Below are 25,299 nucleotides of genomic sequence, written 5' to 3'. Positions count from 1 at the left end.
TATCTGGTGACGTTTTTTATATGACGAGTTTTCTACACTAGCTATTATCGTTAATCTTAATTTTAGTCTAAGGTTTGCACACCGCCACCATTGACAAATAACGTCTGCCCACTGACCCACTCAGAGATAGGCGCCGCAAAATATAGCATCGCACCAGCAATATCATCCGCTTCGCCTAAGCGCTTGATAGGCGTATGCGACAACATTCTTTCTTCAATCTCAGGCGTCAATACGCTCTCTAACGCCGCAGTGCGCGTGGCACCCGGACCCACAGCATTGATACGCACCTCGGGACCGAAATCATGAGTAAGGTTCGCCACCATATGATTAACCGCCGCTTTTGATGCTGCATAACCACTCATATCTGGACTCTTATTGACACTCGACATCGATGTGGTGATAACTATTGAGCCATAGCCTGATTTTTTCATATGTGGCACGCATAACTGGCATAGACGCCACGCGCTAAAAACGTTCAATTCAAAGTCGCGACGGAAATCATCAACAGAGATTTTAAACGGATTTTCTTGACCACCGCCACCGCCGCCTGCATTACTAATCAAGATATTGATACTACCGAATATCTCTACCGTTTTATCGACCATCGCTACCAAGTCTTCATCTTTTAAGATATTACACTCAACCGCCAAGGCTTTAACGCCGTAGCTTTCGATGTCTTTGGCCGCTTTATTAGCATCTTCCAATTTCAGGTCTGCAATGACGATATTTGCGCCAGCTTGTGCCAAACGCAGTGCCGTTGCTTTGCCAATACCATTAGCACCGCCCGTCACAATCGCTGTTTTTCCTGTTAAGTCAAATAGCGCATTAAATGATTTGTGCTCAAAAGCTTGCATGGTTAATCCTTATAATAATTATTAATGGAGGCGATATATCGTTTGAAAATTTTTAATAGTTAATACATCAAATAAGTATGCCAATTCAAAATCAAATGAATGTGTCAAATCATCCATGTTGTGTAACGCTGCACTTTGTCACATGCGCTTTGTCATAGCGTTATACGTTAGCTTGCCAAATTTCAGGCATAAAAAAAGCCTCACTTCTTATTGAAGTGAGGCTTTAGTGCTTTTGCAAGCCATATTTGGAGCGGGAAAAGAGATTCGAACTCTCGACCCCAACCTTGGCAAGGTTATGCTCTACCACTGAGCTATTCCCGCTAATTATCAAATCGCAATGTTGTTAACAACGACTACGTCTCGATAGGCTGGCTATTTTAGCAAATATTCTGAGAGTGTCAATACCTTTTTTCAAATCTTTAATCAAAGGTATGGTTTTTAAATTTATCTTAAGAGAAAAACAAGCATAGAGTATTGATTCTAAGTGCTATTTTAATTTACCTCATTAAGATAATACTTTCAAATAAATAGAGAAAATAATAGCAGTCTCAGCATTCTGCCCGCCTAACCTTTGCTTACAACATGCTGACAACGTTAAAACGCTAACAAAATATAATTTTTCTATAGAAATAAAAACGCTTGCGCGCAAACGATAAAGCGGCTTTAACTGCTGTATCCACTTCCATCATTTCTTGTGCGAACTACTTACCTTTTAACAGCACTTACTAATACCACTTACTAACAGCACTTACAATCCTACCGCCTATTGTTACTTTTTCTGTCTAGGTTTTAGGTTGTTAACATTATTATACTTATGGCTAATGACAGTTGGAGTAAAATTCCACTGTTTTAGTAGACGGGCAAACGGTAGCAATACTTCAATAATAAGCTACCCTTTCATCTACTATTCTAATATTGGCATTGTTCCACTTTATTTTTTTCCATTTACAGCGAGGACGTTTATTATGAAAAAACTGCTTACCACAACAGTTATGGCGGCATCATTGTCGGCATTGGCCATGACCGGTTGCTCTAGCACGACTAGCACAGGTGCCGTCGGCGTTGACCGTCAGCAGCTATTATTAGTCTCAAATGAGCAAGTATTGCAGCTATCGGCGCAAAGTTATGCCAAAACGCTGCAAGAAGCAAAAGCGCGCGGCTTACTGGATACCAATAGCGCGCAGCTCAATCGCCTAAAAAATATCTCGAACCGTTTGGTCGGTCAAGTCGGCGTCTATCGTCCTGATGCGGCAAAATGGCAATGGGAAGTTCATACCATTAAATCTAATGATTTAAACGCCTTTGTGATGCCCGGCGGTAAAATTATGTTTTACTCAGGTATTATCGACCGCTTGAATTTAACGGACGATGAAATTGCCGCTATTATGGGACATGAGATATCGCATGCCCTACGTGAGCATTCACGTGAGCGCTTATCACGTCAATACGCTACCCAAACTGGTATTGGTATGGCAGCGAGCATCTTTGGTCTCTCACAAGGGCAGGCAGAGCTTGCTAACGTCGCTGGTGACTTAGGTCTTAGCCGTCCGCACAGCCGTACGCAAGAAGCAGAAGCTGACCAAATAGGTCTTGAGCTGATGGCACGTGCAGGCTACAACCCACAAGCTGCGATTACTTTATGGCAGAAAATGCAACGCGCCAGCCAAGGTGAGCCACCACAATTTTTAAGCACTCACCCAACCAGCAGCAACCGTATTGCGCAATTGCAGTCATTGATGCCTAAAGTGATGCCGCTTTATCAAAAGTCACGTCGTTAATGGACTATGCTTAAATATTAAGTATCAATCTAATGACAAGTACGGACTAATGGTAAGTAATGATAAATAAGAAAAGCAGAGCGTCATATATTGCGCTCTGCTTTTTTATGCGTGCTGCTAAAATATTTTATAGTAAACTGACTATCGCACGGCGATAAACGGTCAGTTAATGCAGCATAGCGGCACAGTGAACTGTGTCTGCTATAATGGGCACAATCAGCCATTTAAATGGCTAAGCCCTATAAGATAAAGGATGATTATGACTACTAATACGCCTACGACCAATACGCCTACTAACACTCCGACCGCCGATGCCCTTAATAATGAGCTACAGGCTTTGCAAGCGCAGCATATTGAGCTGGTAAATGAATCGATGAATCATGCGGGTTACTTTGACGGTAAAGAAAGCCATTTTAAACTGACCATTGTCAGTGACGCCTTTGAAGGCAAACGTTTGGTTGCGCGTCATCAGCTGGTATATGCTCTGGCAAACTCGCTACTGACCTCACAAGGTGGTCAAATCCATGCCTTGGCTATTCATGCTTATACGCCAACAGAGTGGCAAGGTCAAAGCCCTGAGAGTCCACTGTGCGCTGGTCAAAACAAAGGTTAGATGGCGGTTTTATTGTTTGCTATTTTTAAACAGCTACCATTAAACATTGTAATCAAATACTAACTTCCAATAATATAAATAAGCTGGCAAACGGCACCTTTAAAGGAAATTCTACCCAATGAAACATTTACATATGCTCATGGCAGTACTGTTGATTGTGGCGTTTTTATATCAAAGCTATCTGGTATTAAGCGCAAACAAGCAAATGCCATTGGCGCTCAAAATCTCTACCCATATTCTCTATGCCGTTATTATTCTTTCAGGGGCTGGTATGCTCATGCAATTAATGAGTGCCAATGCGCCCGTGCAATGGGTTTTTGCAAAAATCATCTTGCTCGTTGCAGCCCTTAGCGCCAGTATCAAAGCCTTTAATAACAATGCAACACTGAGCCAAAGAAAAACCGGTATTCTGATTGCAGGTGTGGCTTATATTGGCATCGTGGTGCTTGCCTTTAGCAAACCGGGTAATTTGTTTTAAGCGTTGCTAAACGATATATTTTTCAATATCTTAATCGCCACTTTTTTGCTATCTTAAATAACTACGCTTTCTAAAATACCCTGTTAAAACGTAACATTGTTAATTAATACCAAAACAGATATTGATTGACAGCAGGCATTAATAAGCACGGTAAACATCCTCATTTAGCTTATGGAGACATTATGAAAACTCTTACTGCAGCAACACTACTGGCAACAGCTGGCGTTTTTGGTCTCTCAGGCTGCGCCTCAACGGGTAATATTACCCCGCAATATGTGCCACCAAGCACCTATCAAAGTTATGATTGCCAAGCGCTTAGTCAAGAATATAATCGCGTCAATCGCTATGTCGATGCGGCGCGCAATGAGCAATCAACCCTATCCGCCTCAGGCGTCGGCGTTGGGGTTTCCGCTGGACGCTGGGGTATCTCACCTAATATCAGCTTTGGCGTTGGTCAAAGCAACAATACTAAAGCGCGCGATGCCAAGCTATCAAGACTGTATGGCGAGCGTGATGCCATCATTCAGTCTGCCCGTATCCAGCGTTGTAGCTTTGCCAATGGTATTAAGATTTATGGTGAGTAATGCTCGATAGCTCGTGTTTAAATGGCTCGTGTTTAAATAGCTCGTTTTTAATAAGTCACATTTGATAGTTTATTATTCCGATGACATTAAACGCTGTTCAAAAGAAAAAAGCCAATACGCGATAAGCATATTGGCTTTTTTATGTCTAACAATCAGGAGTAAAAACTCAAGCAACGCTTATGCGTTTAAGCTTTTTACCCACTGCACAATTTGATCGCTAGGTAAGGCACCAGACTGTCGCGCGACTTCTTTGCCATTTTTGAAAGCAACCATCGTCGGTAAGCTGCGAATATTATAAGGAGCCGCCGCTTGCTCGTATTTATCGGTTTGTATTTTGGCAAAAACCACTTGCGGCAACTGACTGGCCGCCGCTTTAAACTGCGGTGCCATCATCAGACACGGCTGACACCAACTCGCCCAAAAATCAACGATGGTCAACACCTCATTTTTTTGAATGACTTTACTAACCGTTTGGGCGTTTAGTTCATGTGGACTGGCCGTTAATAATGGCTGACCACATTTGCCACAGTTCGGTGCCGCATTTAGCCGTGTGGCGGGTATACGATTGGTTGCCTGACAATGCGGGCAGACCAGATGAGAGTTTTGCTCAGTCATTATACAACTCCTTTATACATAGCTTGGGCGCGTATCTTAATAGAGCGCCCATACTCAATGCTTGTGAATGGATTATTCGTAAGAATCTTAATCACACTTTTTTTTGGCTTTATTCCATTATGCAAACTTACAATGCAAGCTTATAAGACAGATTAGCATTAGGATAGCCACTACTCGTATTGTGCCTGCGTAACTTTCTGCTCTATTTGTATTTAGCTATTTATCAGCTCTTTTTTTATTTCACTGAAATTTAATTAGTTACTAAAGCGCATTAATCGGTACTTTTAGATAACGGGTGCCATTGTCCTCTGGTTTTGGAAAATGACCGGCATCAATATTAAGTTGTACAGATGGGATAATCAGCCGCGGCATCTCTAAATTGGCATCGCGGCGCTCACGCATCTCAACAAACTCGGCTTCATTAATACCGTCTTTAACGTGAATATTACCGAGCTTTTGCGCTGCTACCGTCGTGGTTGGGCAATGCTTGCGACCTTGACTTGGATAGTCATGGCACAGATACATCAGGGTCTCATCAGGAAGTGCCAGCAGTTTTTGGATAGACTGATACAGGGTCTTGGCGTCCCCTCCTGGAAAGTCGCAGCGCGCCGTACCCACATCGGGAGCAAATAGCGTATCGCCGACAAAGACCACGGTTTTTTCATCGTCAGCGGCAAGATACGCCATATCCGCACGCGTATGACCGGGCACATACATGGCAGTAATCGTAATGCCGCCAAGTGTCAAGGTTTCGCCATCATCGGTCAAGATATCAAACTGGCTGGCATCGGTACGAAAGCTGCTATCAAAGTTAAAAATTTGCTTAAATATTTTTTGCACTTCAGTGATATGTTGACCGATGACCAGTTTGCCGCCAAGTGTTTCTTTTACATGTATAGCGGCCGATATATGATCGGCATGGGCATGGGTTTCTATAATATAAACCAGCGCCCAACCCTGCTCACGCACGAACGCTATTACCTTATCGACACTAGCGGTATCCGTACGTCCTGACTTGGCATCGAAATCCAAAACAGGGTCGATAATGGCACACACTTGCTGCTGCACATCAGCCAGTACGTGGGTGTAGGTCTCTGTGTCGCTATGTAAGAAGGAATGAACTTGCATGGCTACCTCTTTGTTTTTATATGAATGTTTTATTATTTAATGAAGTCTTACGTATAATAAATACTTGTTTATAATATTTGAATGTACATAATACCTATCTTGCATACCACTATAGCAACCAGCTAACAATTTATCAATTTATATAATGTAAATAATGATAACTTGCTATAAATCGCGATATCATTGATAATTAACTATATATAACCATATCTTAGCTATAAACTTTGCCTTTTTTATCTATATCTTAAATAAGGAGTTCGCTCTGACTACTTCAACTTCAGCATTGAGCACGTCTACTAATCACACTGGTAAACCTGTATCTGCCAGCGTAACAGACTTTGCACCCAAAGACCTTGCTGAGCAAATGCAACATGCATCTATGCAAGCCAGCCAATTATTAAAGTCGCTCTCGCATCCTGATCGCTTATTACTGCTATGTCAGCTGACTCAAGGTGAATACTGCGTCAGTGAGCTTGAAGACTTAGTCGGTGTCGGTCAGCCAAGCTTGTCGCAGCAGCTTGGTATCTTACGTAAAGACGAGCTGGTGACGACCCGCCGCGAGGGCAAGCAAATCTATTATAGTATCGCAAGCGACGATGCGTTATCGGTACTGCAGTTATTGTATGAACGCTTTTGTGCCAAAACAGACGCATAACTGGTCATTTAGCTCTTAGCTGTTCTTAAATTTATTTATTGTGATGACCTCTTGCTATGCCTTCTATCGCCGCTCGTCTGATTCCTGCTTGGTTACGTCAGTACCAGCTGTCTGCCCTGCCGACTGATGTCATCGCGGGATTGGTCGTTGGGGTGCTCGTCATTCCACAAAGCTTAGGTTATGCGGTGCTAGCAGGATTGCCGCCTGTCTATGGACTCTATGCGGCTATCGTACCCGTGCTGGTGTATGCGTGGATAGGCTCAAGTAATGTGCAAGCTGTGGGACCCGTCGCTATCACCGCGATTATGACGGCAAGTAGTTTGCATCCTTACGCCAATGAGGGCACGCAGCAATATATATTAATGGCCAGTTTATTGTCATTGATGGTTGGGACGATGTTATGGCTGGCAGGTCGGCTTAAGCTTGGCTGGATTATGCAGTTTATCAGTCGCGGCGTATCGGCGGGTTTTATCAGTGGCGCGGCGGTACTGATTTTTGTCAGTCAGCTTAAATATCTGACGGGGATTCCTATTGCAGGTAATGGCCTTATCGGTTATTTATCGAGTATGCAGATGTATGCTCGCCAGCTGCATCCGCTAACCTTAGTTATTGGCGTCATTGCTTTTACGCTGTTATTTGCCAACCGTTATGCTAGCAAATGGGTTTGGCGCTCTTGGTTGTCAGCCTCTTATGCTAAGTGGGCTGAGCGTCTATTTCCGCTGATTTTGCTTGCTCTTGCCATCGTGTTAAGCATGAGCTTACACTGGACAACGCACGGCGTGGCAACGATTGGTATTATTCCACAGGGGCTACCTACTTTTACCCTGCCGTACTTGCCAGATTTTCATGAAGCGCTCAACCTATTACCAAGCGCCGGTTTAATGGCATTGATTATCTTTGTTTCCAGCAGCTCAGTTGCTAGCAATTATGCACGCCTGCGCGGCGAAACCTTTGATGCCAATCGCGAGCTTACTGGTTTGGGTCTGGCCAATATGGCGGGCGGATTCTTTCAAAGCTTTACGGTCGCTGGCGGCTTTTCACGTACCGCAATGAATGCTGATTCAGGTGCCAAAACGCCGGTCGCAAGTTTAGTAACGATACTGATCATGATTGCAGCGTTAATCGCTTTTGGCAATTTATTAGCACCTCTGCCCTATGCTTTATTGGGCGCGACCATCATGGCATCGATTGTCGGTCTCATTGATATGGCGACTTTAAAGTCCGCATGGCAACGCGACCGCTTAGATGCGGCAAGCTTTCTGGCGGCATTTATCGGTGTGCTGATATTTGGGCTAAATACTGGCTTGGTCATCGGTTTGATGGTGTCGTTTGCCAGCCTGATTTGGCAATCGAGTAAACCGCATGTCGCCGTCGTTGGTCAGCTAGCGGGCACAGGGCATTTTCGCAATATCAATCGTCATGATGTGGTGACGTTTAGCAATTTATTGATGCTGCGTATTGATGAGAGCTTATTTTTTGGCAATAGTGAATCCGTGCATCGCAGGGTCATACAGGCGACGCGGCAATATCCCGAAGCGCATGAGATTATTCTTATTATGTCAGCGGTCAATCATATTGACTTGACCGGCCAAGAGATGCTTATCAGCCTCAATCAAGAGCTGTTGAATCAAAAAAAGCACTTAAGCTTTAGCTTTATCAAGGGACCGGTCATGGACATTATTGAAAACACACCGGTCATAACCCATCTATCAGGACAGGTTTATTTGAGCACCATGGACGCGGTCAATGCGCTTAAGGATGTTTAATAACACTGCATTTATGCAGCTCAAGTTAAATTATTCATGACCGTTATTGTCCGTGACAAAACACCCGTGACAAAACCTTAATTATAAAACATCAATGACAAAACAGAGATATGATAAAAGCTGTGTTATGCTAAATTACTATCAGATTTAAAATTTACTGTCTCTAGAAATACCAGAAATTCTAACGCCATTTAATATATGCGACTTAAGCTACTTATGACCGATGATTTAACCATTTATAAGCAAATTTACCCAAGCCAATGCGTCAAGATTGCCGAGCTTGGCTACCGCTCTGTGCTCAATATTCGACCTGACGCTGAGACAGAGACGCAGCCCAATAGCTGTGACTTTACCAGTGCGACGGCAAAGGCTAACCTCACCTATCAGCATTTACCATTTGATGATGAGCGTTTAAGCATGGCGACTGTCGAGCAGTTTGCAGCCTTTTATCGCACCATGCCCAAACCCATCCTGATGTTTTGCGGCACGGGTGCACGCGCCAAATTGCTGTATCAAAGTGCGCTGATGCAAGGCTTGTTGTAAAGAGCCGTTATATTTTACTTAAGTGCTTTAAGCTAATCACAAAATTTTCATTTTTACGCTAAAAAATAACAAGGAGCTCTTATGAGCCATCAAGTTAGTATTACCGGACAAATCACCCCTGACCAAGTACCTATGATTGCTGAAAATGGTTTTAAAACCATTATCAACAACCGTCCAGATGGTGAAGAACCAAACCAACCAACCAGTGCTGAGATTGAAGCGGCCGCTAAAAAAGCAGGACTTGCTTATAAAGAAGTGTCTTTTGCCGGTAGTGAGCTTAATCAAAACCATGTCGAAGAGTTTGCGGACTTTTTTAACCAAGCTGAGCAGCCAATGCTGATTTTTTGCCGTACCGGTAACCGCTCAACGGGTATTTATGAGGCGGCAAAGCGTATGGATTTATTAGACGATTAATACGGATTTAAATATAATCGTTACTGCTTGAAAAACGCCCGTCCAAACTTTGGATGGGCGTTTTTTTGCATACCACTAAACTATTGACTGGTTAATTTTTAATATTGAAGCCATAATAAAATTCTACTGATACCCCTTAATAGGACTTTATGATGCAAAAACCGTTACTCATCATCGGCAATAAAAATTATTCGTCATGGTCATTGCGAGCTTGGCTACTACTCAAGGCATTTAACATTGATTTTGATGAGCAACTGATTGAGCTGTTTCATCCATCAGCGACAGCCACTCTCAATGAGCATGCGCCAACAAGCAAAGTACCGGTTTTGGTTTATGGTCAAGACAACGATAATAACAGCGATAAGGTCACGGTCTGGGATACCTTAGCGATTACCATTCACGCCAATGACTATCTGACAGACTTAGATGTTTGGACAGGACTGAGTAAATTTCATACTAACAGCAATACCAGCAACAGAATAAACAGCGCTTATTGCCAAAGCATTATTGCGGAGATGCACTCAGGTCTAATGGGCATTCGTAGTGAGATGCCAATGAACATTCGAGCTACCGCGAAAATACAACCAAGCGCTGCTTGCTTAAAGGATATCGCCCGTATAGAAAATATCTTTGCAGATTGTTTAAAAAATCGCTCGAAAGACAGCTACTTGTTTGGACTCTTCACGGCTGCCGATGCTTTTTTTGCACCTGTGGTTCTACGCTTGCAGACTTATGCGGAGGCCTCAGGCATACCATTGCAACCAATAACCAAACAGTATTGTGCAACGATGTTAAGCAATCTTCATCTACAAGCTTGGCAAGAAGCGGCACTCAATGAAACGCGCATTATTAAAGAAGATGAAGCCGGTGAATTACTCTCGGTAGCTGGTGTATTAGCAGATTAAAACTATATCAAATGCAAAATCAAACGTTTGCTAAATTTTTAATAACGCTTAAGATGATAGAAACACAAGGACTGTGATTTCTTTAGCAAGTTACTTTTAATACGCTTTCAATATGTTTTCAATATGTCTTTGATACGCCTCTATATTTAACAAGGAATGTTTCATGAGTAATAATGCGTTGGCGCTATTGCCGCTAGCACTTGCCTATATTATGTTTACCTTAGGAACGGGGCTTAAGCCAAGTGATTTTAAGGTCATCGTTAATCACCCAAAAGCGTTTATTGTCGGCTTAATCAACCAAGTCATTTTTGTGCCTTTGGTTGCGTTAGCGGTCGTCTTAGTCATGTCGCCGCCACCTGCTATTGCCTTTGGTATCATGCTGATTAGCTTTTGCCCAGGCGGTGTGACCAGCAACATGCTCACTTACTATGCTAAAGGTAATGTGGCGCTGTCAGTGGCACTCACGGGCGTAGTGAGCCTGTTATCAGTGGTGACACTGCCTATCTTAATTACGCTAGCTTTTAATCACTTTATGCAAGATCAAGCAGGCTCTATCAGCGCACTAAAAATCGGCGTGGTGATGTTTTTACTGACTACCTTACCTGTGACCCTAGGTATGCTCGCGCGTTATAAATTTACTGACTTTATGGTACGTAGAAGCGGCATTCTAAATGGCTTAGCCAGTCTGTTTTTTGTCTTAATCGTCTTTGCTGCTATTGCGACCAACTGGCAATTACTACAAGAGCAATTGGCGTCTATTGGGTTTGAGCTGGTCTTTATCATTGTCATCTTGTTTGGCTTAAGTATTCTGACCTCTAAAGCCATGAAGCTCAGCTGGTTTGATACCAAAACCATCTCGATAGAAACCAGTATTCAAAACAGCACAACTGCGATTACCTTGGCACCTATCATTATGGGTGTCAGCACATTACCGGTCATCGCCCTACCTGCTGCGGTATATGGTGTGTTGATGTATGTGGTTGCGCTGCCCGTGATTGCTTTGATTCGGAATAAAAACTGATTGTATAAGCACAAAAAAAAGCCACCTCATTTGAGATGGCTTTTAACACTAACGGTAGAGCTAAATAACTTACTGCATAACCAAGTATTCAAACGCTGATAATGCGGCTTTTGAACCTTCGCCCATCGCAATATTAATCTGCTTAAATGGCACAGTGGTCACGTCACCACAGGCAAAGATGCCTTTGCGGTCGGTGCGGCAGCGTTCGTCAATCTCAATCTCACCAAAGCGGTTTAGATCAACAAAGCCTTTGACAAATTCAGTATTCGGCACCAAACCAATCTGCACAAACACTGCTGAAACATCAAGCTCTTTGGTTTCACTGCTGCTACGGTCTTGATAAACGATAGACGTCACTTTACCATCTTGCGCCTTGATTTCTTGAGTCGCTGCTCCAGTGATAAATTCAATATTGGCTTTTTCTTTGGCTTTATTAATCAATACCTGATCCGCTTTTAGCTCATCGGCGAATTCAAGGACGGTCACATGCTTAACGATACCTGCCAAGTCTAGCGCCGCCTCGATACCTGAGTTACCGCCACCGATGACAGAGATGTCTTTACCTTTAAAGAATGGACCATCACAGTGCGCGCAGTAAGCAACGCCTTTACCGACGTTTTCATCTTCACCCGGGACACCAAGCTTCCGCCACTGAGCACCAGTCGCCAAGATAATACTGCGCGTCTCAAACGTCTCGCCAGTATTTAGATGAATACGGTAGTTTTCAGCTTCAGTTTCGCTAATTTCTTTGACGCTGACATGCTCTTTAAGCGTAATATCATATTCGTGCAAATGCTTTTCAAAGTTCGCCGACAGCTCACTACCGGTCGTTAAAGGTACAGAGATTAAGTTCTCGATATCTTGCGTGTCTTTCACCTGCCCACCGATACGGTCAGCGACCATAGTGACTTTTAAGCCTTTACGCGCGGTATAAATCGCTGCCGCCACGCCAGCAGGACCGGCTCCGATAATTGTCACATCTTGCTGCTCTAGCTGTTCAGCATCGTCATCAGCTTCGCTCAGTAAATCAGGAAATTGCTCTTGCAACTTCTCAATCAATTTAGCCGTGTCAATCAGACCATTAGCAAACGGCTTACCATTTAAAAACACTGCTGGTACGCCTTGGATGTTATTGGCTTCTACTTGCTCTTGGAATAATGCGCCATCGATCATCTCATTACTGATGTCATCATTGAGCAAGGCAAATTGGTTCAGCGCTTGCACCACTTCTGGGCAACTGTGGCACGAGAGCGACACGTAAGTCTGAAACTGTAGCGGCTTATTAAAACGCTTAATCAGCTTTTGAATACCTTCATCAAGTTTTAGCGTATGACCGCCAGCTTGCAAAATCGCCAAAATCAACGAGGTAAATTCATGACCTCCAGGGATGCCGCTAAAGACAATACCGGTATCGGTCAATGCACCATCGATATGGCTGACTACTTTAAAGCTAATCGGGCTTGGCAAGCTGTCATCGGTAGCTGTACTGTCAAAATTAATCTTATCCGTGGTGCCAGCGATTTTAGTCAAAAAATCAATCAGCTCAGCGCGCTTGCTATGTTCGCCGCTACCCAGTACAAAGGTAATTGGGCGAGTCATGTTTTCACTGTAGCTTTTGACTGCATCTAATAAACTTTTATCTATCATGTTTGTTCCTCATTATTATTAAATATGTAACGCCAGCTACGATGCTGAGCATTTAAATAGGGTTTGGTGATAAGTTAAGTCGCTGATTTAGAACGCTAAAAATACCGGCCTTACCACCTTTGATACGTCTATTATCAGGGGTTTGCAGGTTTTGGGCAAGCTGATAAACTCAAACCTTACGTTTTATAAAATATATCATAAACCGATATTATTATTTAAATTCAAAACCACTGATAAATAGAAGTCAATGATAGTCGTAGTATCTGGCAAATTTTTTCGCTACAATCGAGTGAAGCGAATAAGAAAAACTCTTATTTGTCCCATGGCAGATTGGCGGTTATCGCAGTGTATTAACAGCCCTTTCTGCTGCTAGTAAGTCTATGCACTTTTGAGCTGAATAACGATTTGGCTCAATGACATTCAAGTCTCACAATCATAGCAATTCATCACAGCACTCTTAACTAAAATGCGCCGATGCTTTGATAAGCTTGCGCTTTATAACAAGGATGACAACATGAGAAAGACTGATACATGGCAAGACAACAGAGATATTATTGCTGAGCTTAAGCAAAAAGACAGTCACTTTGCGACTATTTTTGACGAACATACGCAGCTTGATCAGCAAATCAATCAGTTGGATAAAGATTTGGTCAAACATGCCAGTCGCGATGAAGAAATTGAGCAAATGAAACGGCGAAAGCTGCATTTAAAAGATGAGATTTACAAAATAATCGATAAAAATAAATTACAATCTCACGCTTAACTAGTGGCTGGTTTATACTGTTAGATATTATTATAAAGTCTTATAAGATTGAGACAAAAAAAGACCCCGTTAACATCAGTTAACGAGGTCTTTTTTCTAGCACTTTATTTAGCATTATCAATCAGCAATTACCGCTTTAAATAATACTAAAATCTTAATCTAATAACTTTAGTCTAATAAAAGAAGACTTAGATTTTACCAACTAGATCAAGGCTTGGTTTAAGAGTTTCTTGACCTTGTTCCCAAGCTGCTGGGCAAACTTCGCCGTCGTTTTCACGAACATACTGTGCTGCTTTCACTTTACGTAGCATGTCTTTTGCACTACGGCCGATGCCGCCTGCATGGATTTCAGCAACTTGAATCAAGCCGTCTGGATCCACTAAGAATGTACCGCGCTCAGCTAGACCTGCTTCTTCAATCATGACGTTAAAGCCACGAGTGATACGACCAGTAGGATCGCCGATCATTGGGTAAGTTACTTTGCCGATGGCTTCTGAAGAATCATGCCATGCTTTGTGGGTGAAATGCGTATCGGTTGATACTGAGTACACTTCTACGCCCAAACCTTTAAGCTCTTCGTAATGAGCTGCCATGTCTTCAAGTTCAGTTGGGCAAACAAAGGTAAAGTCAGCTGGGTAAAATAGGAAGATTGCCCAGCTGCCTTTTACGTCTTCTGAAGTGATGGTTTTGAACTCACCGTTTACAAACGCATCTGCTGAAAACTCTGGGATTTCTTGATTGATAATAGACGCCATGATTGGCTCCTTTTTTTGATTGATTGTTGTTGAGTTAATGGATGTTTATTGTTGGTTATTTCTACTAACCCTTTGCTTAACTGGGCTACCTGACAAACTATACGCGAATTCTATGGTTAATCCAGTTAAAAGTTTTTAATGTGATGTTTTGTTTTATTAAACTTGTTAAACTATTCTATCTGCTTTTTTATCCGTACATCGGCATTAAATTGCTATAGTACACAAGATAAACGAGTAAAACAAATTGCGTTAAAAACCCATTAACAGAGAGGTTTTATGATTACCTTACGTCAACTTGAGTTTGCCTTAGCGGTTGCCAAACATCGTCATTTTAAGCGTGCGGCAGAAGACTGTAATATCTCACAATCAGCGCTGAGCTTGGGTATCGCCGAGTTAGAAAAACAACTTGATACGCAGATTTTTGAGCGTAATAATAAGCAAGTCTTGATTACGCCTATCGGTGAAGATATCTTGACGCGGGCGCAGCGCGTGTTTTCGGAAGTCAATGATTTGACCACGCGCGCGCATAGCCATCAGTCACCGCTTGCTTACCCTATGACCGTCGGAATTATTCCAACGATTGCCCCTTATTTGCTGCCAAAAGTGTTGCCTGCGCTACGTGAGCACTATCCAGAATTTCGTATGACCATCGTTGAGCAGCAAACCGAGCGTTTGCTTGAGCAAGTGCGCTACGGTCATATTGATACTGCGATTATTGCGCTACCGTATGCAGTCGATGGCTTGCATACTTTTGAATTTTGGAGCGAGGACTTTTTTGCCGTCTTCCCAAAAGATGATGTCCATGCCAAACTTAAAACCATCAATGCTGATGAGCTAGCAACGGCCAATCTGATGCTATTAGGTGAAGGACATTGCTTGACGGATCAAACACTGACGGTCTGTCATTTTGACCGCGCGCAAATGAAATCGAGTTTTTCTGATGCCAGCTTAAACACCCTTATTCAAATGGCACTTGCCAATATGGGGACGACATTAGTGCCAGAGATGGCATTAGACCAGCTACATCTGCAAAATCAAAATGCAGTTGCGGTGCCACTAGCCGAGGAAGGACCGCATCGTCATATCGCCTTTGTCACTCGTTTAAATTATGCCCGCGTTGATGATGTTAATTTATTAGGTAAGCTGTTTAAACAAGCATTTGAAGATGCGGCTAGTAAGAAGTAAGCATTTGCTAATAGATTGCGGTCATTAAATAAAGGCTAACTATGGACGGGTTGTCACAAATAGAGACTGAGCTCGGTAAGCTTTTCGAGTGGCATTTAACGGCTATTAATAATGCTATCGAGCCAGCAATATTAAAAGCACTTTGGCAAGATATCGCCGTGCGCTATAACGAAAGCCAGCGCGCTTATCATAGCTTGCAGCATATTCAGCAATTATTTACACAGTTTGAACAGATTAAGCATCATTTAAATGAGCCGCATATTATCGCATTGGCACTGTTTTATCATGACGTGATATATGCGCCGACGCGCTCAGATAATGAGCCTAAAAGTGCAGAATATGCCGTCAAGTCCTTAAGCCCTTATCTAAGTGCTGAGCCGTGCCAATATATTTACGCGCTGATAATGATGACGGCTAGCCATCAAATTGCCGACATTGATGAAGGGTCAGACAAAGCTAGAAAAAGCGATGCCGCCTATTTACTAGATATGGACTTAAGTATTTTAGGGGCATCTTGGTCTGAGTATGAGCAGTATGCGCAAGCTGTCCGCCAAGAATATGCGCATATCTCAAATATAGATTATCGCGTTGGACGCCTAGCAGTATTAAAAGGATTGTTAGCGCATCCAACGCTTTATCTGACTGATTATTACTATGCACGGTTAGAAGAACAAGCTCGAGAAAACATCAAGCGTGAGATTATTTTGCTTGCATCTTAATAAACAGCTCACTGCCCTGCCGTGCGGGATGTGAGTTATAACTTGTCTCCATAATTTCAATATCAAAATAAGGCGCAAAACGCTGTTGGTATTCAGCTTTTGTACCGCCAAACGGTGGCTCGTCTCGTCCAAAGTCTTTATCAAACAGCAAACCAACCAGCTTACCATTCGGTTTCAATAATGCTGCCATCTGCGCTACATATTCATCACGGCGCGCAGGATTTATCGCACAAAAAAACGTCTGCTCAAGCACCCAATCAAACTGATACTTCTCAGGCGACAATTCAAAAAAGTCGGCACAGATTAAATGCTCAGCTGGAAAGTCAGGATAGCGCTTAGCAAATGCTTCAATCGGCGCAGGGGCAAAATCAACCAAAGTAACATTACTAAACCCTTGCTCATGCAGATAACCGACCTCGTAAGCATTACCTGCCCCTGGCACTAAAACAGCCTGACTTTTAGCAGATTCAGGCAATTGATCAATATAAGCTTTGAGCGGTGGCGACACCTGTCCCATATCCCAGCCGATACTGTCTTGCTCATAACGCTGCTGCCAAAACGCTGCTTGATTGACATTTTCCATATGACATCCCTGTAGATAAATCTATTATTTAAACGACATAATTTGTATCGTTATGATTAATCATATCAGTCTTATGGCGCTTGTTGACAGTACTTGTTGATAATACTTGTTGATAGTACTTAGGTGAAGGGTTTAATCTAACTGTCCCGCCTTCCCTGCCAGCATATTATGCCAATGCTGATAATCAGGCATCGCGGTCGCCACCGTTTGCCAAAAGGCGCGACTATGATTGGCATGATGTAAATGACATAGCTCATGGACAATCACATATTCGGTACATTCGATAGGATAAGCGGGCAGATAGACAGACAACCAAATTCGCCGTGCACGGGTATTACAACTGCCCCAACGCGTATGCATTTTTTTCAGGCGTATCTCATTGGCTGTCGCACCGACAATTGGTTGCCATTTTTCAAACAGAGAAGGTATGACTTCAGAAAGCTGTTGTCGATAGTAAGTAATTTTTTCATCATGATTTAAGGTAAACGATTGCTTTATGCCCCATAACAGCAGTGTGCTATCGGCAGTTGAAGACTCTTTTGAAGACTCTTTTGAAGGGAGTTGTCGCCGCCTATATTGCTCTAATACTTGGCCGTGATTAGCGATTGCCCAAGGTACGCGTTTCTCTATAGCGAGTGCGGCTTGCGCTGGGCTAATAAACAATGGCACAGACACCATTAATTTATGCGGTTTTAAGCGAAAATTGATATTTTTAACCCGCTTTTTACTGATATGTAGCTCTATATCCGCTTGCGCCAAACGTTGAATAGATTTTTCTAATAAAGATGACTGGTATGCAGGCGGCATATTCATGCTCAAAGCGCTTGCAAATGATTGTCAAACGACATCATATGACATTTGCTGTCTTTAAGAATACGGTCGTTTTTCTCTACAGTATCCAATTGTGCCGTTGCCAAGCTATCAACAGTTAACGCCGTTAACTGACCTTGGCCATCACTAACAATAAAGCCTGATTGCTCATCACGACTATCTGTCTTATTAGTGCGCTGACTAAACAGTACTGCTGTCCCTGCACAATCTGGCAGGCTTACATCATCTATCAAGGTGCGATTATTTAAGTCATAAAGCGCTGCACAACCCCCAATCGGCGTGGTCACGCATAATAAGTTACGCTCACTATCAACCGCCACACTGGCGATATATTGATGGAAGCGTTGCCATTGGTTATTGGGCATAATAAGGGCTTTAAAATCACTATCACCGCGTTTATGAGTCAACACTAGCGGCACATTGATATGCTTTTCACCTTGAAACTGAATACCTATCATCACCGTTCCATCGTCATGCATGGCCAGGTGACGTACGCTCATTTGATTGTGTTCAGGCGTAATCTGCTCAAGCAAAGCACCAGTATGACGATTAAGGTAAACCAATGATGGACGCATACTGTCTAAATTTAACTCTTCACGCGACGCTTGCTCGGTTTTGATACCACCATTAGCAATCACCAACGTTTCGCCATCAGGATGCATAATCAGCTCATGAGGACCGATACCATGCGAGTCAAATTCTGCTATTTTTTTGTAATTATCATCAGCATCATAGATACCGATTTTACCATCTAAACTTAGGGTGTCATTTTCAGTCACATAGAGCAATTTACCGTCTAGGCTATAGCAAGCATGCCCATAAAAATGCCGATGAGTAGATGCTTTAATAGCAAAATTTACTTGTCCGCTCGTCGTGTCTAATACCCAAAACTTTTCACTCGGACGCCGACCCATGACCACGACATCGCGATTTTGGTTATGATTAGCATTTTGGTTGTGGTTAGAAAAGTTACTTTCGCGGTCAAAAATCGGCTGAACAACAATATCGTGGACACGTTCAGGCATAGTCGTTTGCCAAACGATTTGTCTATCGGCATCGATACCGACCACACCAAAGTCATTTTCATTATGACAGGCATCAGCGCCATCATCATTTGCTAATACGACACTTTTTGGCATAGAAGCAACACCGCCAACCCAATAAACGGGGCGCGGTAGTACGGTGGTGGTATGTGCGGCGCTAAAGTCAGCTGGGCTATTATGAGTAGGGTTTTGATTATCCTTTATTGGTAAACGATAAGCCTGTTGCCATGCAACTGTTACCTGCTGATAAGCGTGACGAAACTGCACGAGCTCGCGTTTTGATGTTGCGGTTAACGACTGCAACTGCGAGCGCATACCTACTACATAGTCCTGCAAGCTGGCATCAGGGTGACACTGCTTACGATAACGATGATGGATACCGACAAGCGCAGCTGTACCCATGACAGCAGACAGCATGGTCAATGCGGATGTTACTAGCAGCTCATTATTAGGCTGCTGCTGTTGTGACTCATTTGCTGTTTTAGTATCGATAGAGTGCATTTTTTTAATCGCCATCAGTACTATTAAAGCCCACACGGATACCGAGCGTCGGAATCAATTGGCGTTTAATAATGCGCGTAATGGTCGTCAGCTTGTCATACAGCTCTTGCTGGGTAGCTTTATCGGCAGTCGCTAAGTCTTCTGGCATTTGCGCCAATAATGTGGTCGCATCAGCAAGTGCGGTCGATAGATTATCCGCCACTGCGTTTTCATTATTGCCACCAAGAATAGCGGTTAAAACGGGATCGGTCATTGCTTTATTGAGCGTGGCCAATTTAGCATTGATAATCGCGCGGCTTTGCCCTGCGGTCGCAGCTGGCAGGTGACCTTTTTTCTTACCGGTTAAGCCTAATGGCTGATCAATGGCATTGGACTTCATGGTCTCAACCAATGACAATAAAGAATTAAACCATTGGTTTAGCCCTTGATCACTCTCAGCGGTTTTATCAATCGCTAATAAAGTGATTGAGTTTTGCTGCCAGTTTTTCTCAATATCTTTAAGGCGCGTGCTTAAGGCACTACTTGCGCTCATCACATAAGCACATTGACCAGCATCCAGACTGTCATTGGCATATAACGCTTCTTCTAATCCTGGTATACCTTGCACAATAGCACTCTCGTTAGACAGTTGCTCAGCGGTGAGCTTAGGATTGGCAGCAATGAGATCGGCAACACCACCATGTACCAGACCGCGCTCATCAGGATAATAATTGATATATAAATTACTCATGCTTGCCGTCGCTGGTCCGAAATTAATCATCTCAGCGCCAGCCCATGCTTGTGCGAGCACCAGCCATTGGGCGCGCAGCGCTTGCAGCGCATCACCGCTCACGGGCGCTTGCTGACAAGATTTCTTTGCCAAATCATGCAATAAATCACTCTGCTTTGCGGCATCTGCATAGGCTGGAATGACAATGTCATTTGCCACGTGGGTCAGATAGGTTTTTTCGGTATCAGGACTAATATCTACTGCTGCAACCTTAGCGTCATTACTGTCTTTTTCAGCAGCAGCCTTAGAAGTAGCACCCTCTTGCGCGACTTGGCTATCTACCTCTGGTACTTTATTTTCTTCCGCAGGTTTGACACAGCTAATTAGAATACCAGCACTTAGCGCTGATAATGCCATTGCTAAAGCAGGGTTTATTTTCATAGATTTCTCAGTATTTGGATGAATATTGATATAAGTAATTATTTAACTTTGTATTTCTTACGTTGAATGACCATCGCTTTTAACGCTCATACGCTTATTTTTATAATGACTTTAACAACGCATTCAACTCACTGCGTCCTTGTTTATCAAGCTTAAGTACTTTTTGCTTCTGCTTTTCCGCTTCGCCGCCATGCCAAAGTACCGCTTCCATCAAAGTACGCGCGCGCCCATCATGTAAAAACGTCGCTTGTGGATCGACGGTTTGCGCAAGACCAATGCCCCACAAAGCAGGCGTGCGCCACTCATAAGAGTTGGCTAAAAACTCAACCTGCAAGTCTTTTGATGGCAGCTTACCCGCAATGGTACGATCAGCCAAGCCATCGCCCATGTCATGCAACAATAAATCGGTATAAGGATAAATCACTTGTCCGTGCTGCTCAAGATGGTCATCGTCGGTTTTTGGCAACTGATAACGCGGCGTATGGCAGCTTTGACAGCCCATATCATAAAAGCGTTTTTTGCCGGCCAATACCAGCTTGTCTTCGGCATTGCGGCGATGCGGCACCGCCAGATTACGGGTATAAAATTCGACGAACTTTGCCACTTCATCATTGACTTCGACGGGCGGCTTACCATTACCTTGTTCATCAGCACCTGTTGCGGCATTCACACAAGCGGTCTGCGCTGGCATACAAGACTCATGCGGACGGATATTTGAGGTCAGCCCCATATCCTCATTAAACGCACTTTGGTTTTGAGTAATCAGCTTGGTTTGACCAGCTTTCCAGCCAAAGCGTCCTAATGCCACTTTACCCGTTTGTGGATCCATGACCATATTAAATTTACCGCTAATGTCGCTATTAGCGTTATTTACTTTGACTGCTTGTTTTTTAATATCATCGTCTGGAATCTGCTCGAGTAACCCAAGCCCAATCATCGGTAAGGCCACACGCGGCGATACCATCAGCTCATTATCAAATGGACCATAACCGGGTTTGGTCAGATTAAAGGTTGGCGCACGCAAGGTCTCGACATGACCATCAGCAAAGGTAACGGGTTTATCGTTCCACTGTACTACAATTCGGGCTTCAGCAGGCACGCCTTGCACACCGCGGTCCTGCAATTGACCGCCATACATAGGATGGGCGACTTTTTCAATCAAGGAATCTTTTAGCTTTTGGCGCTGCGCTTCGGTAGTCGCCGGCATCGCAAGGCGAATCAACAAGCTATCAGCATCGTCATCACTTCTCATCGGCGCATGACCGCGACCGTCTTTGATATGGCAAGATTGACAGGCAGCAACGTTAAATAAAGCGCCAAGCCCATCACGGCTATCGGTACTTGCCGGCGCGACCACCCAAGGTTGCCTAAAAAACGCATTGCCGATAAAGAAAGAGCCTTTACGCGAAGCGGTGATATTTGAAGAAGGTTTAGAGTAGCTTTCGCTCGTGGTGATACTAATACCAGTATCGCCACCTTGTTTGATTTCTTGCGCATCAAAGCTGGCAAGCTGCTGCATAGGGACGCCCGCTAGCGCTTCAATCGTTTGAGCACGCTCAGGCGTTATATTTTGCAAATAGCTACTGTCTTGGGCTTTATTGTCGTTATTATTGGCGGTGTCGTCCGTTGGAGATGGCTGGCAGGCGCTTAATGAGAGCACGCATGTCACTCCTAGCGATAGCTTTAATAGCGAATTTTTAAATATTAAAGGAGAATAAAACGCGGTAGATTGTTTGGCGGTTGACACATTACTGCTACTCATAGGGAACCTTAGTTCTGGTATGGAACCATTAAAAACGCGTGCTATAATTTTTTCATTTTTATTTGATAAGCATTTTTAGTCAATAAATATTTCAATTCGATAAATCATTGCTGCGCTATAAAAAAACACGCTGCCAACAGCGGTCGACAACGTGTATATTATACCTAAATTATTTTTCTATAAAAATAATTCTCATTCACTGATAACGACTCATCAGGCACATAAATACAGGCTATTAAGGCTTCCTAAATTAAAACCAAAAGCACCATTTTAAATAGATGTCCTTTTAAATAAGCGCTCTTTTAAATAAGCACTATTTAAAACTGTGAACCTGCATCAGCGTCTAAATTATCAATGCCAACGGCTTTTGCTGCATTTTCGATACCATCGGTTAGCTGTTGTAAGCTTGTGATACTACTTTCAATCCAGCCGCGGCGTTTGTTTTGCTCTTCAGCAGAAATACCGTGCTTGCTGGCTTGACCTACGGTTGCAATCATCTGATCGACCTTGATGCCTTCTTTCTCGGCTTTTTCAACGATGACTTTAAACGCCGCTTCTACGTTAGCAAAATCAGTCGCAAGTTTATCAGCCGCTTCTTTATTGCCGGTATCGACAAGATAATTCTTTAGTCCATAACCGCCCACTGTCTTGCCAGCGACGGTTTTATAGCCGCCATTAAAGATATTTTGAATGCCGCGGGCATTATTAGCATAGCTCAAATGAGTCAAATCACTAAAGCATTCATGCTCATCTTCGGTAGAGCCAGTGACGAACGCCACCTGTATACGCTCAGAAGCTAGCTCACCAAGTGCTAAGCTGCCCATTTGATACATGATTTGACGCAGACCGTTTTTGTCTTTACGGGCCATCATATCGCTACGTAAGGTGTTTTCGCTATCAGGTTGCCACTGGGCTTCCATCGCGGTCAAATCATTGATCAATAACTGGGTAACCGCTTTTAGATACTGTCCACGGCGCTCGCAAATACTCGCATCTGTGTTTGTCGTATCGCCGCTGGTACATTCGCCCTCGGTCGTTATATAGTCGCTCACCGGACGATTACCTGCACTTTCACCAACGCCATTGGTATCCTGTCCCCACAGCAGAAACTCAATCGCATGATAACCGGTAGTGACATTAGCCTCACTACCACCAATCTCGTTCATCTCAGCCAGCAAGTCAGGCGTAATGGTGCTGGTATCTTGCTTGATGCTACCAACCGTGATGCTCTTGCTATTGATAATATTGTCCTGACTGTTATATTCACCCTCATAACTGTCACTAACATAGTCAATCAAGGCTTCATCTAGCGGCCAAGCATTTACCTGTCCTTCCCAGCCATCAACGCTACCAAGTGCGCGTTTATCATCAGCGGTCACAAAGCCTTCGTCGAAGCGAAACACTTCAGTCTGTGAATATGGCTGACGCGCGGCTTTATAGGCAGCCTTTGCAGCGTCAAGATTGGCTTGGGTCGGCGTGTCTACATAAGTATTCACTGCTGTTTGTAAAAGTTTGGCCGTTTCTAAAGAATCTTTATAGGCGGCGTGCGCCATATCAGCATAGCTAATCAACAATCGATCGATATGCGCCTGATCAGCAGCCGAAGACGTTTTGTCATCGCTGTTTTGGGTTGCTTGGACGTCGGTTTGTGCCTCTGACGCTGTGGTCTCATCAGACTGTTTGGTACATCCTGATACTAGCAGTATCCCTGCCAATGCAGCAGCTAAAGTAGTCGGTAAAATTTTACGGCTTGTCGCTGGGCTGATATTCATACACGTCCTCGATGAGATACATTAGATAAAATGACAAAAGATAAAGTGATAAAAGGAAAGCTTAAAGACTTATAATTTCAATAAGATAAAATCCATTTAAACCCTAGTTAAATTTAAACGCCCGTTAAAGGCTGACAAAATTCAATCCCTGCAAATTATAATGTTATTGATAACTATTATCAAATATAATTTTTTGAATATTAGACGAATTTCAAGCAAAAAAAGACCAACTTCGCGTTGGTCTTTTTTATTTGATATTTCAAATATCAGTAGCGATTAACGAACGCTGCTTGGTGCATTTACCGTTAGCTCAACGCGGCGGTTTTGTTGACGACCATATTCACTGCTGTTATCAGCAACTGGACGCGACTCGCCATAAGCGACTACGTTGATACGGTTAGAAGCTACGCCACGTGCACTTAAGTAGTTCGCTACTGCATAAGCGCGGTCACGTGATAACTTCATGTTATAAGCATCAGCACCTTTACTGTCGGTATGACCGGCAATAGTAATGGTGTTTTGGTTATATTCATTCATTGTAGAGGCAAGTTTATCAAGCGTTGGTCTAAATGATGGGTTTAAAGACGCATCATCAAATGAGAACGTGATATTACCTGGCATAACCAAGTCAATGTTACCATTAGCATTCGGTGTAACCGTCACACCAGTACCAGCCATTTGCTGTTGAAGTTGCTTAGCTTGACGATCCATATAGTAACCAACGCCAGCACCTAATGCAGCGCCAATAGCAGCATCACGACCAGTTTTGTCGCCACCTGTTGCTTTTGAGATAGTCGCGCCACCAGCTGCACCAGCTAATGCGCCAAGTGCAGACTTGTTAAGCGTCTGTTGGCCAGTGTACGGATCTGTAGCACAACCGCTTAGAGCCAAACCTGATGCCACTGCTGCAATCATTAATGTATTACGCATAATATTTCCTCTTAAGTTAAAAAAATCGATAGATAAATTTGCTTTTTATAAATATTGCTTATGACCATTATTGATCAGCAATTATTGGTCAGCAATATCGTTTAGATGTTTATCCACACTTGCTATTATTATGGCAATTGCCATCCATTTGTGTGTAATATTTTGTCACATCTATGTATGAAAAGTGCATAACTGTTTATGACTTATTGCTTAGCAACAGAGCCAATTTGCTACCGCAAGTCACGTTTACAGTCGTACACTATAATATTTTTCTGCTAAAATCAGCCAACAAAATGATTATTGC

25 protein-coding genes and 1 tRNA gene are annotated in these 25,299 nt (G+C 43.2%); 13 read left to right on the top strand and 13 right to left on the bottom strand.

What is annotated here, in order from left to right:
- Positions 1–62: 62 nt before the first annotated feature.
- Both B3Q63_RS04010 and B3Q63_RS04005 read right to left on the bottom strand, forming a co-directional pair.
- On the bottom strand, positions 63–854 hold the full coding sequence (locus tag B3Q63_RS04010) for a glucose 1-dehydrogenase (protein ID WP_296174059.1): 792 nt from the start codon (positions 852–854) through the stop codon (positions 63–65).
- A 246-nt stretch (positions 855–1,100) separates the two neighbouring features.
- Positions 1,101–1,175, bottom strand: a tRNA-Gly gene (locus B3Q63_RS04005).
- Between the two features lie 644 nt (positions 1,176–1,819).
- Between B3Q63_RS04005 and B3Q63_RS04000 the strand changes: the two genes are divergently transcribed.
- From B3Q63_RS04000 to B3Q63_RS03985, 4 genes are all read left to right on the top strand, one after another.
- Positions 1,820–2,632, top strand: coding sequence for a M48 family metallopeptidase (locus B3Q63_RS04000; protein ID WP_201619189.1), 813 nt, complete (start codon positions 1,820–1,822; stop codon positions 2,630–2,632).
- 259 nt (positions 2,633–2,891) lie between these two features.
- A complete protein-coding gene (locus tag B3Q63_RS03995; RefSeq protein WP_296174056.1) occupies positions 2,892–3,245 on the top strand; it encodes a BolA family protein in 354 nt (117 codons plus the stop codon).
- Between the two features lie 118 nt (positions 3,246–3,363).
- Positions 3,364–3,723 (top strand): SirB2 family protein, encoded by a 360-nt coding sequence (locus tag B3Q63_RS03990; RefSeq protein ID WP_296174053.1) that lies wholly within the window; start codon positions 3,364–3,366, stop codon positions 3,721–3,723.
- A 182-nt stretch (positions 3,724–3,905) separates the two neighbouring features.
- Positions 3,906–4,307, top strand: coding sequence for a hypothetical protein (locus tag B3Q63_RS03985; RefSeq protein WP_201564855.1), 402 nt, complete (start codon positions 3,906–3,908; stop codon positions 4,305–4,307).
- 177 nt (positions 4,308–4,484) lie between these two features.
- Here the strand turns inward: B3Q63_RS03985 and trxC are convergent, their stop codons facing one another.
- Positions 4,485–4,922, bottom strand: a complete 438-nt coding sequence (trxC, locus tag B3Q63_RS03980) for a thioredoxin TrxC (RefSeq protein WP_296174049.1) — start codon at positions 4,920–4,922, stop codon at positions 4,485–4,487.
- Between the two features lie 261 nt (positions 4,923–5,183).
- Positions 5,184–6,050: an MBL fold metallo-hydrolase gene (locus B3Q63_RS03975; RefSeq protein ID WP_296174047.1), complete on the bottom strand. Its 867-nt coding sequence runs from the start codon at positions 6,048–6,050 to the stop codon at positions 5,184–5,186.
- A gap of 283 nt (positions 6,051–6,333) precedes the next feature.
- Between B3Q63_RS03975 and B3Q63_RS03970 the strand changes: the two genes are divergently transcribed.
- The 6 genes from B3Q63_RS03970 (at position 6,334) to B3Q63_RS03945 (ending at position 11,354) form a co-directional block, all read left to right on the top strand.
- The gene (locus tag B3Q63_RS03970) at positions 6,334–6,705 is read left to right on the top strand and encodes an ArsR/SmtB family transcription factor (protein ID WP_374220408.1); all 372 of its coding nucleotides are present in this window, start codon (positions 6,334–6,336) and stop codon (positions 6,703–6,705) included.
- 56 nt (positions 6,706–6,761) lie between these two features.
- Positions 6,762–8,471: a SulP family inorganic anion transporter gene (locus tag B3Q63_RS03965; RefSeq protein ID WP_296174044.1), complete on the top strand. Its 1,710-nt coding sequence runs from the start codon at positions 6,762–6,764 to the stop codon at positions 8,469–8,471.
- 216 nt (positions 8,472–8,687) lie between these two features.
- Positions 8,688–9,014, top strand: coding sequence for a beta-lactamase hydrolase domain-containing protein (locus B3Q63_RS03960; RefSeq protein WP_201564861.1), 327 nt, complete (start codon positions 8,688–8,690; stop codon positions 9,012–9,014).
- Positions 9,015–9,095: 81 nt separating this feature from the next.
- Complete coding sequence (locus tag B3Q63_RS03955) at positions 9,096–9,428, top strand: TIGR01244 family sulfur transferase (protein ID WP_201544531.1); 333 nt, start codon at positions 9,096–9,098, stop codon at positions 9,426–9,428.
- Between the two features lie 152 nt (positions 9,429–9,580).
- Positions 9,581–10,333, top strand: a complete 753-nt coding sequence (locus B3Q63_RS03950; RefSeq protein ID WP_296174038.1) for a glutathione S-transferase family protein — start codon at positions 9,581–9,583, stop codon at positions 10,331–10,333.
- Between the two features lie 163 nt (positions 10,334–10,496).
- Positions 10,497–11,354 (top strand): bile acid:sodium symporter family protein, encoded by an 858-nt coding sequence (locus B3Q63_RS03945; RefSeq protein ID WP_296174035.1) that lies wholly within the window; start codon positions 10,497–10,499, stop codon positions 11,352–11,354.
- Positions 11,355–11,423: 69 nt separating this feature from the next.
- Here B3Q63_RS03945 and ahpF read toward each other — a convergent pair whose 3' ends face one another.
- Positions 11,424–13,001 carry an alkyl hydroperoxide reductase subunit F gene (gene ahpF, locus B3Q63_RS03940; RefSeq protein WP_281490935.1) on the bottom strand — a complete coding sequence of 526 codons (1,578 nt, stop codon included), beginning with the start codon at positions 12,999–13,001 and terminating at the stop codon, positions 11,424–11,426.
- Positions 13,002–13,515: 514 nt separating this feature from the next.
- Between ahpF and B3Q63_RS03935 the strand changes: the two genes are divergently transcribed.
- On the top strand, positions 13,516–13,764 hold the full coding sequence (locus B3Q63_RS03935; RefSeq protein ID WP_201564865.1) for a YdcH family protein: 249 nt from the start codon (positions 13,516–13,518) through the stop codon (positions 13,762–13,764).
- Between the two features lie 188 nt (positions 13,765–13,952).
- Here B3Q63_RS03935 and ahpC read toward each other — a convergent pair whose 3' ends face one another.
- Positions 13,953–14,519 (bottom strand): alkyl hydroperoxide reductase subunit C, encoded by a 567-nt coding sequence (gene ahpC / locus B3Q63_RS03930; protein ID WP_201564866.1) that lies wholly within the window; start codon positions 14,517–14,519, stop codon positions 13,953–13,955.
- A 276-nt stretch (positions 14,520–14,795) separates the two neighbouring features.
- On the opposite strand from ahpC, the gene B3Q63_RS03925 reads away from it, so the two are divergent.
- Together B3Q63_RS03925 and B3Q63_RS03920 are read left to right on the top strand one after the other, a co-directional pair.
- On the top strand, positions 14,796–15,704 hold the full coding sequence (locus tag B3Q63_RS03925) for a hydrogen peroxide-inducible genes activator (protein ID WP_201564867.1): 909 nt from the start codon (positions 14,796–14,798) through the stop codon (positions 15,702–15,704).
- Positions 15,705–15,745: 41 nt separating this feature from the next.
- Entirely contained in the window at positions 15,746–16,423 is a 678-nt protein-coding gene (locus B3Q63_RS03920) for a hypothetical protein (RefSeq protein WP_296174029.1), read from the top strand.
- Here the strand turns inward: B3Q63_RS03920 and B3Q63_RS03915 are convergent.
- The 7 genes from B3Q63_RS03915 to B3Q63_RS03885 form a co-directional block, all read right to left on the bottom strand.
- Positions 16,404–17,006 carry a methyltransferase domain-containing protein gene (locus B3Q63_RS03915; RefSeq protein ID WP_296174026.1) on the bottom strand — a complete coding sequence of 201 codons (603 nt, stop codon included), beginning with the start codon at positions 17,004–17,006 and terminating at the stop codon, positions 16,404–16,406. The two genes, B3Q63_RS03920 and B3Q63_RS03915, sit on opposite strands and share 20 nt — an antisense overlap.
- Positions 17,007–17,138: 132 nt before the next feature.
- On the bottom strand, positions 17,139–17,819 hold the full coding sequence (locus B3Q63_RS03910) for a M48 family metallopeptidase (protein ID WP_414706303.1): 681 nt from the start codon (positions 17,817–17,819) through the stop codon (positions 17,139–17,141).
- Between the two features lie 2 nt (positions 17,820–17,821).
- Positions 17,822–19,417, bottom strand: a complete 1,596-nt coding sequence (locus tag B3Q63_RS03905; protein WP_296174022.1) for a DUF1513 domain-containing protein — start codon at positions 19,415–19,417, stop codon at positions 17,822–17,824.
- Positions 19,386–20,531, bottom strand: a complete 1,146-nt coding sequence (locus B3Q63_RS03900) for an imelysin family protein (protein WP_296174019.1) — start codon at positions 20,529–20,531, stop codon at positions 19,386–19,388. The genes B3Q63_RS03905 and B3Q63_RS03900 overlap by 32 nt, the downstream gene beginning before the upstream one ends.
- Positions 20,532–20,631: 100 nt before the next feature.
- Entirely contained in the window at positions 20,632–22,293 is a 1,662-nt protein-coding gene (locus tag B3Q63_RS03895) for a di-heme oxidoredictase family protein (protein ID WP_296174016.1), read from the bottom strand.
- A gap of 317 nt (positions 22,294–22,610) precedes the next feature.
- The gene (locus B3Q63_RS03890) at positions 22,611–24,065 is read right to left on the bottom strand and encodes an imelysin family protein (protein ID WP_296174014.1); all 1,455 of its coding nucleotides are present in this window, start codon (positions 24,063–24,065) and stop codon (positions 22,611–22,613) included.
- Positions 24,066–24,341: 276 nt separating this feature from the next.
- Entirely contained in the window at positions 24,342–24,995 is a 654-nt protein-coding gene (locus tag B3Q63_RS03885) for an OmpA family protein (protein WP_296174011.1), read from the bottom strand.
- Positions 24,996–25,299: the final 304 nt, after the last annotated feature.

It is taken from the genome of Psychrobacter sp. UBA2769 (assembly GCF_002352555.1).
GTDB classification, from domain to species: Bacteria; Pseudomonadota; Gammaproteobacteria; order Pseudomonadales; family Moraxellaceae; genus Psychrobacter; species Psychrobacter maritimus.
The sequence above is the reverse complement of the archived record's forward strand: the minus strand, read 5'-3'. Positions and strand labels throughout refer to the sequence as shown.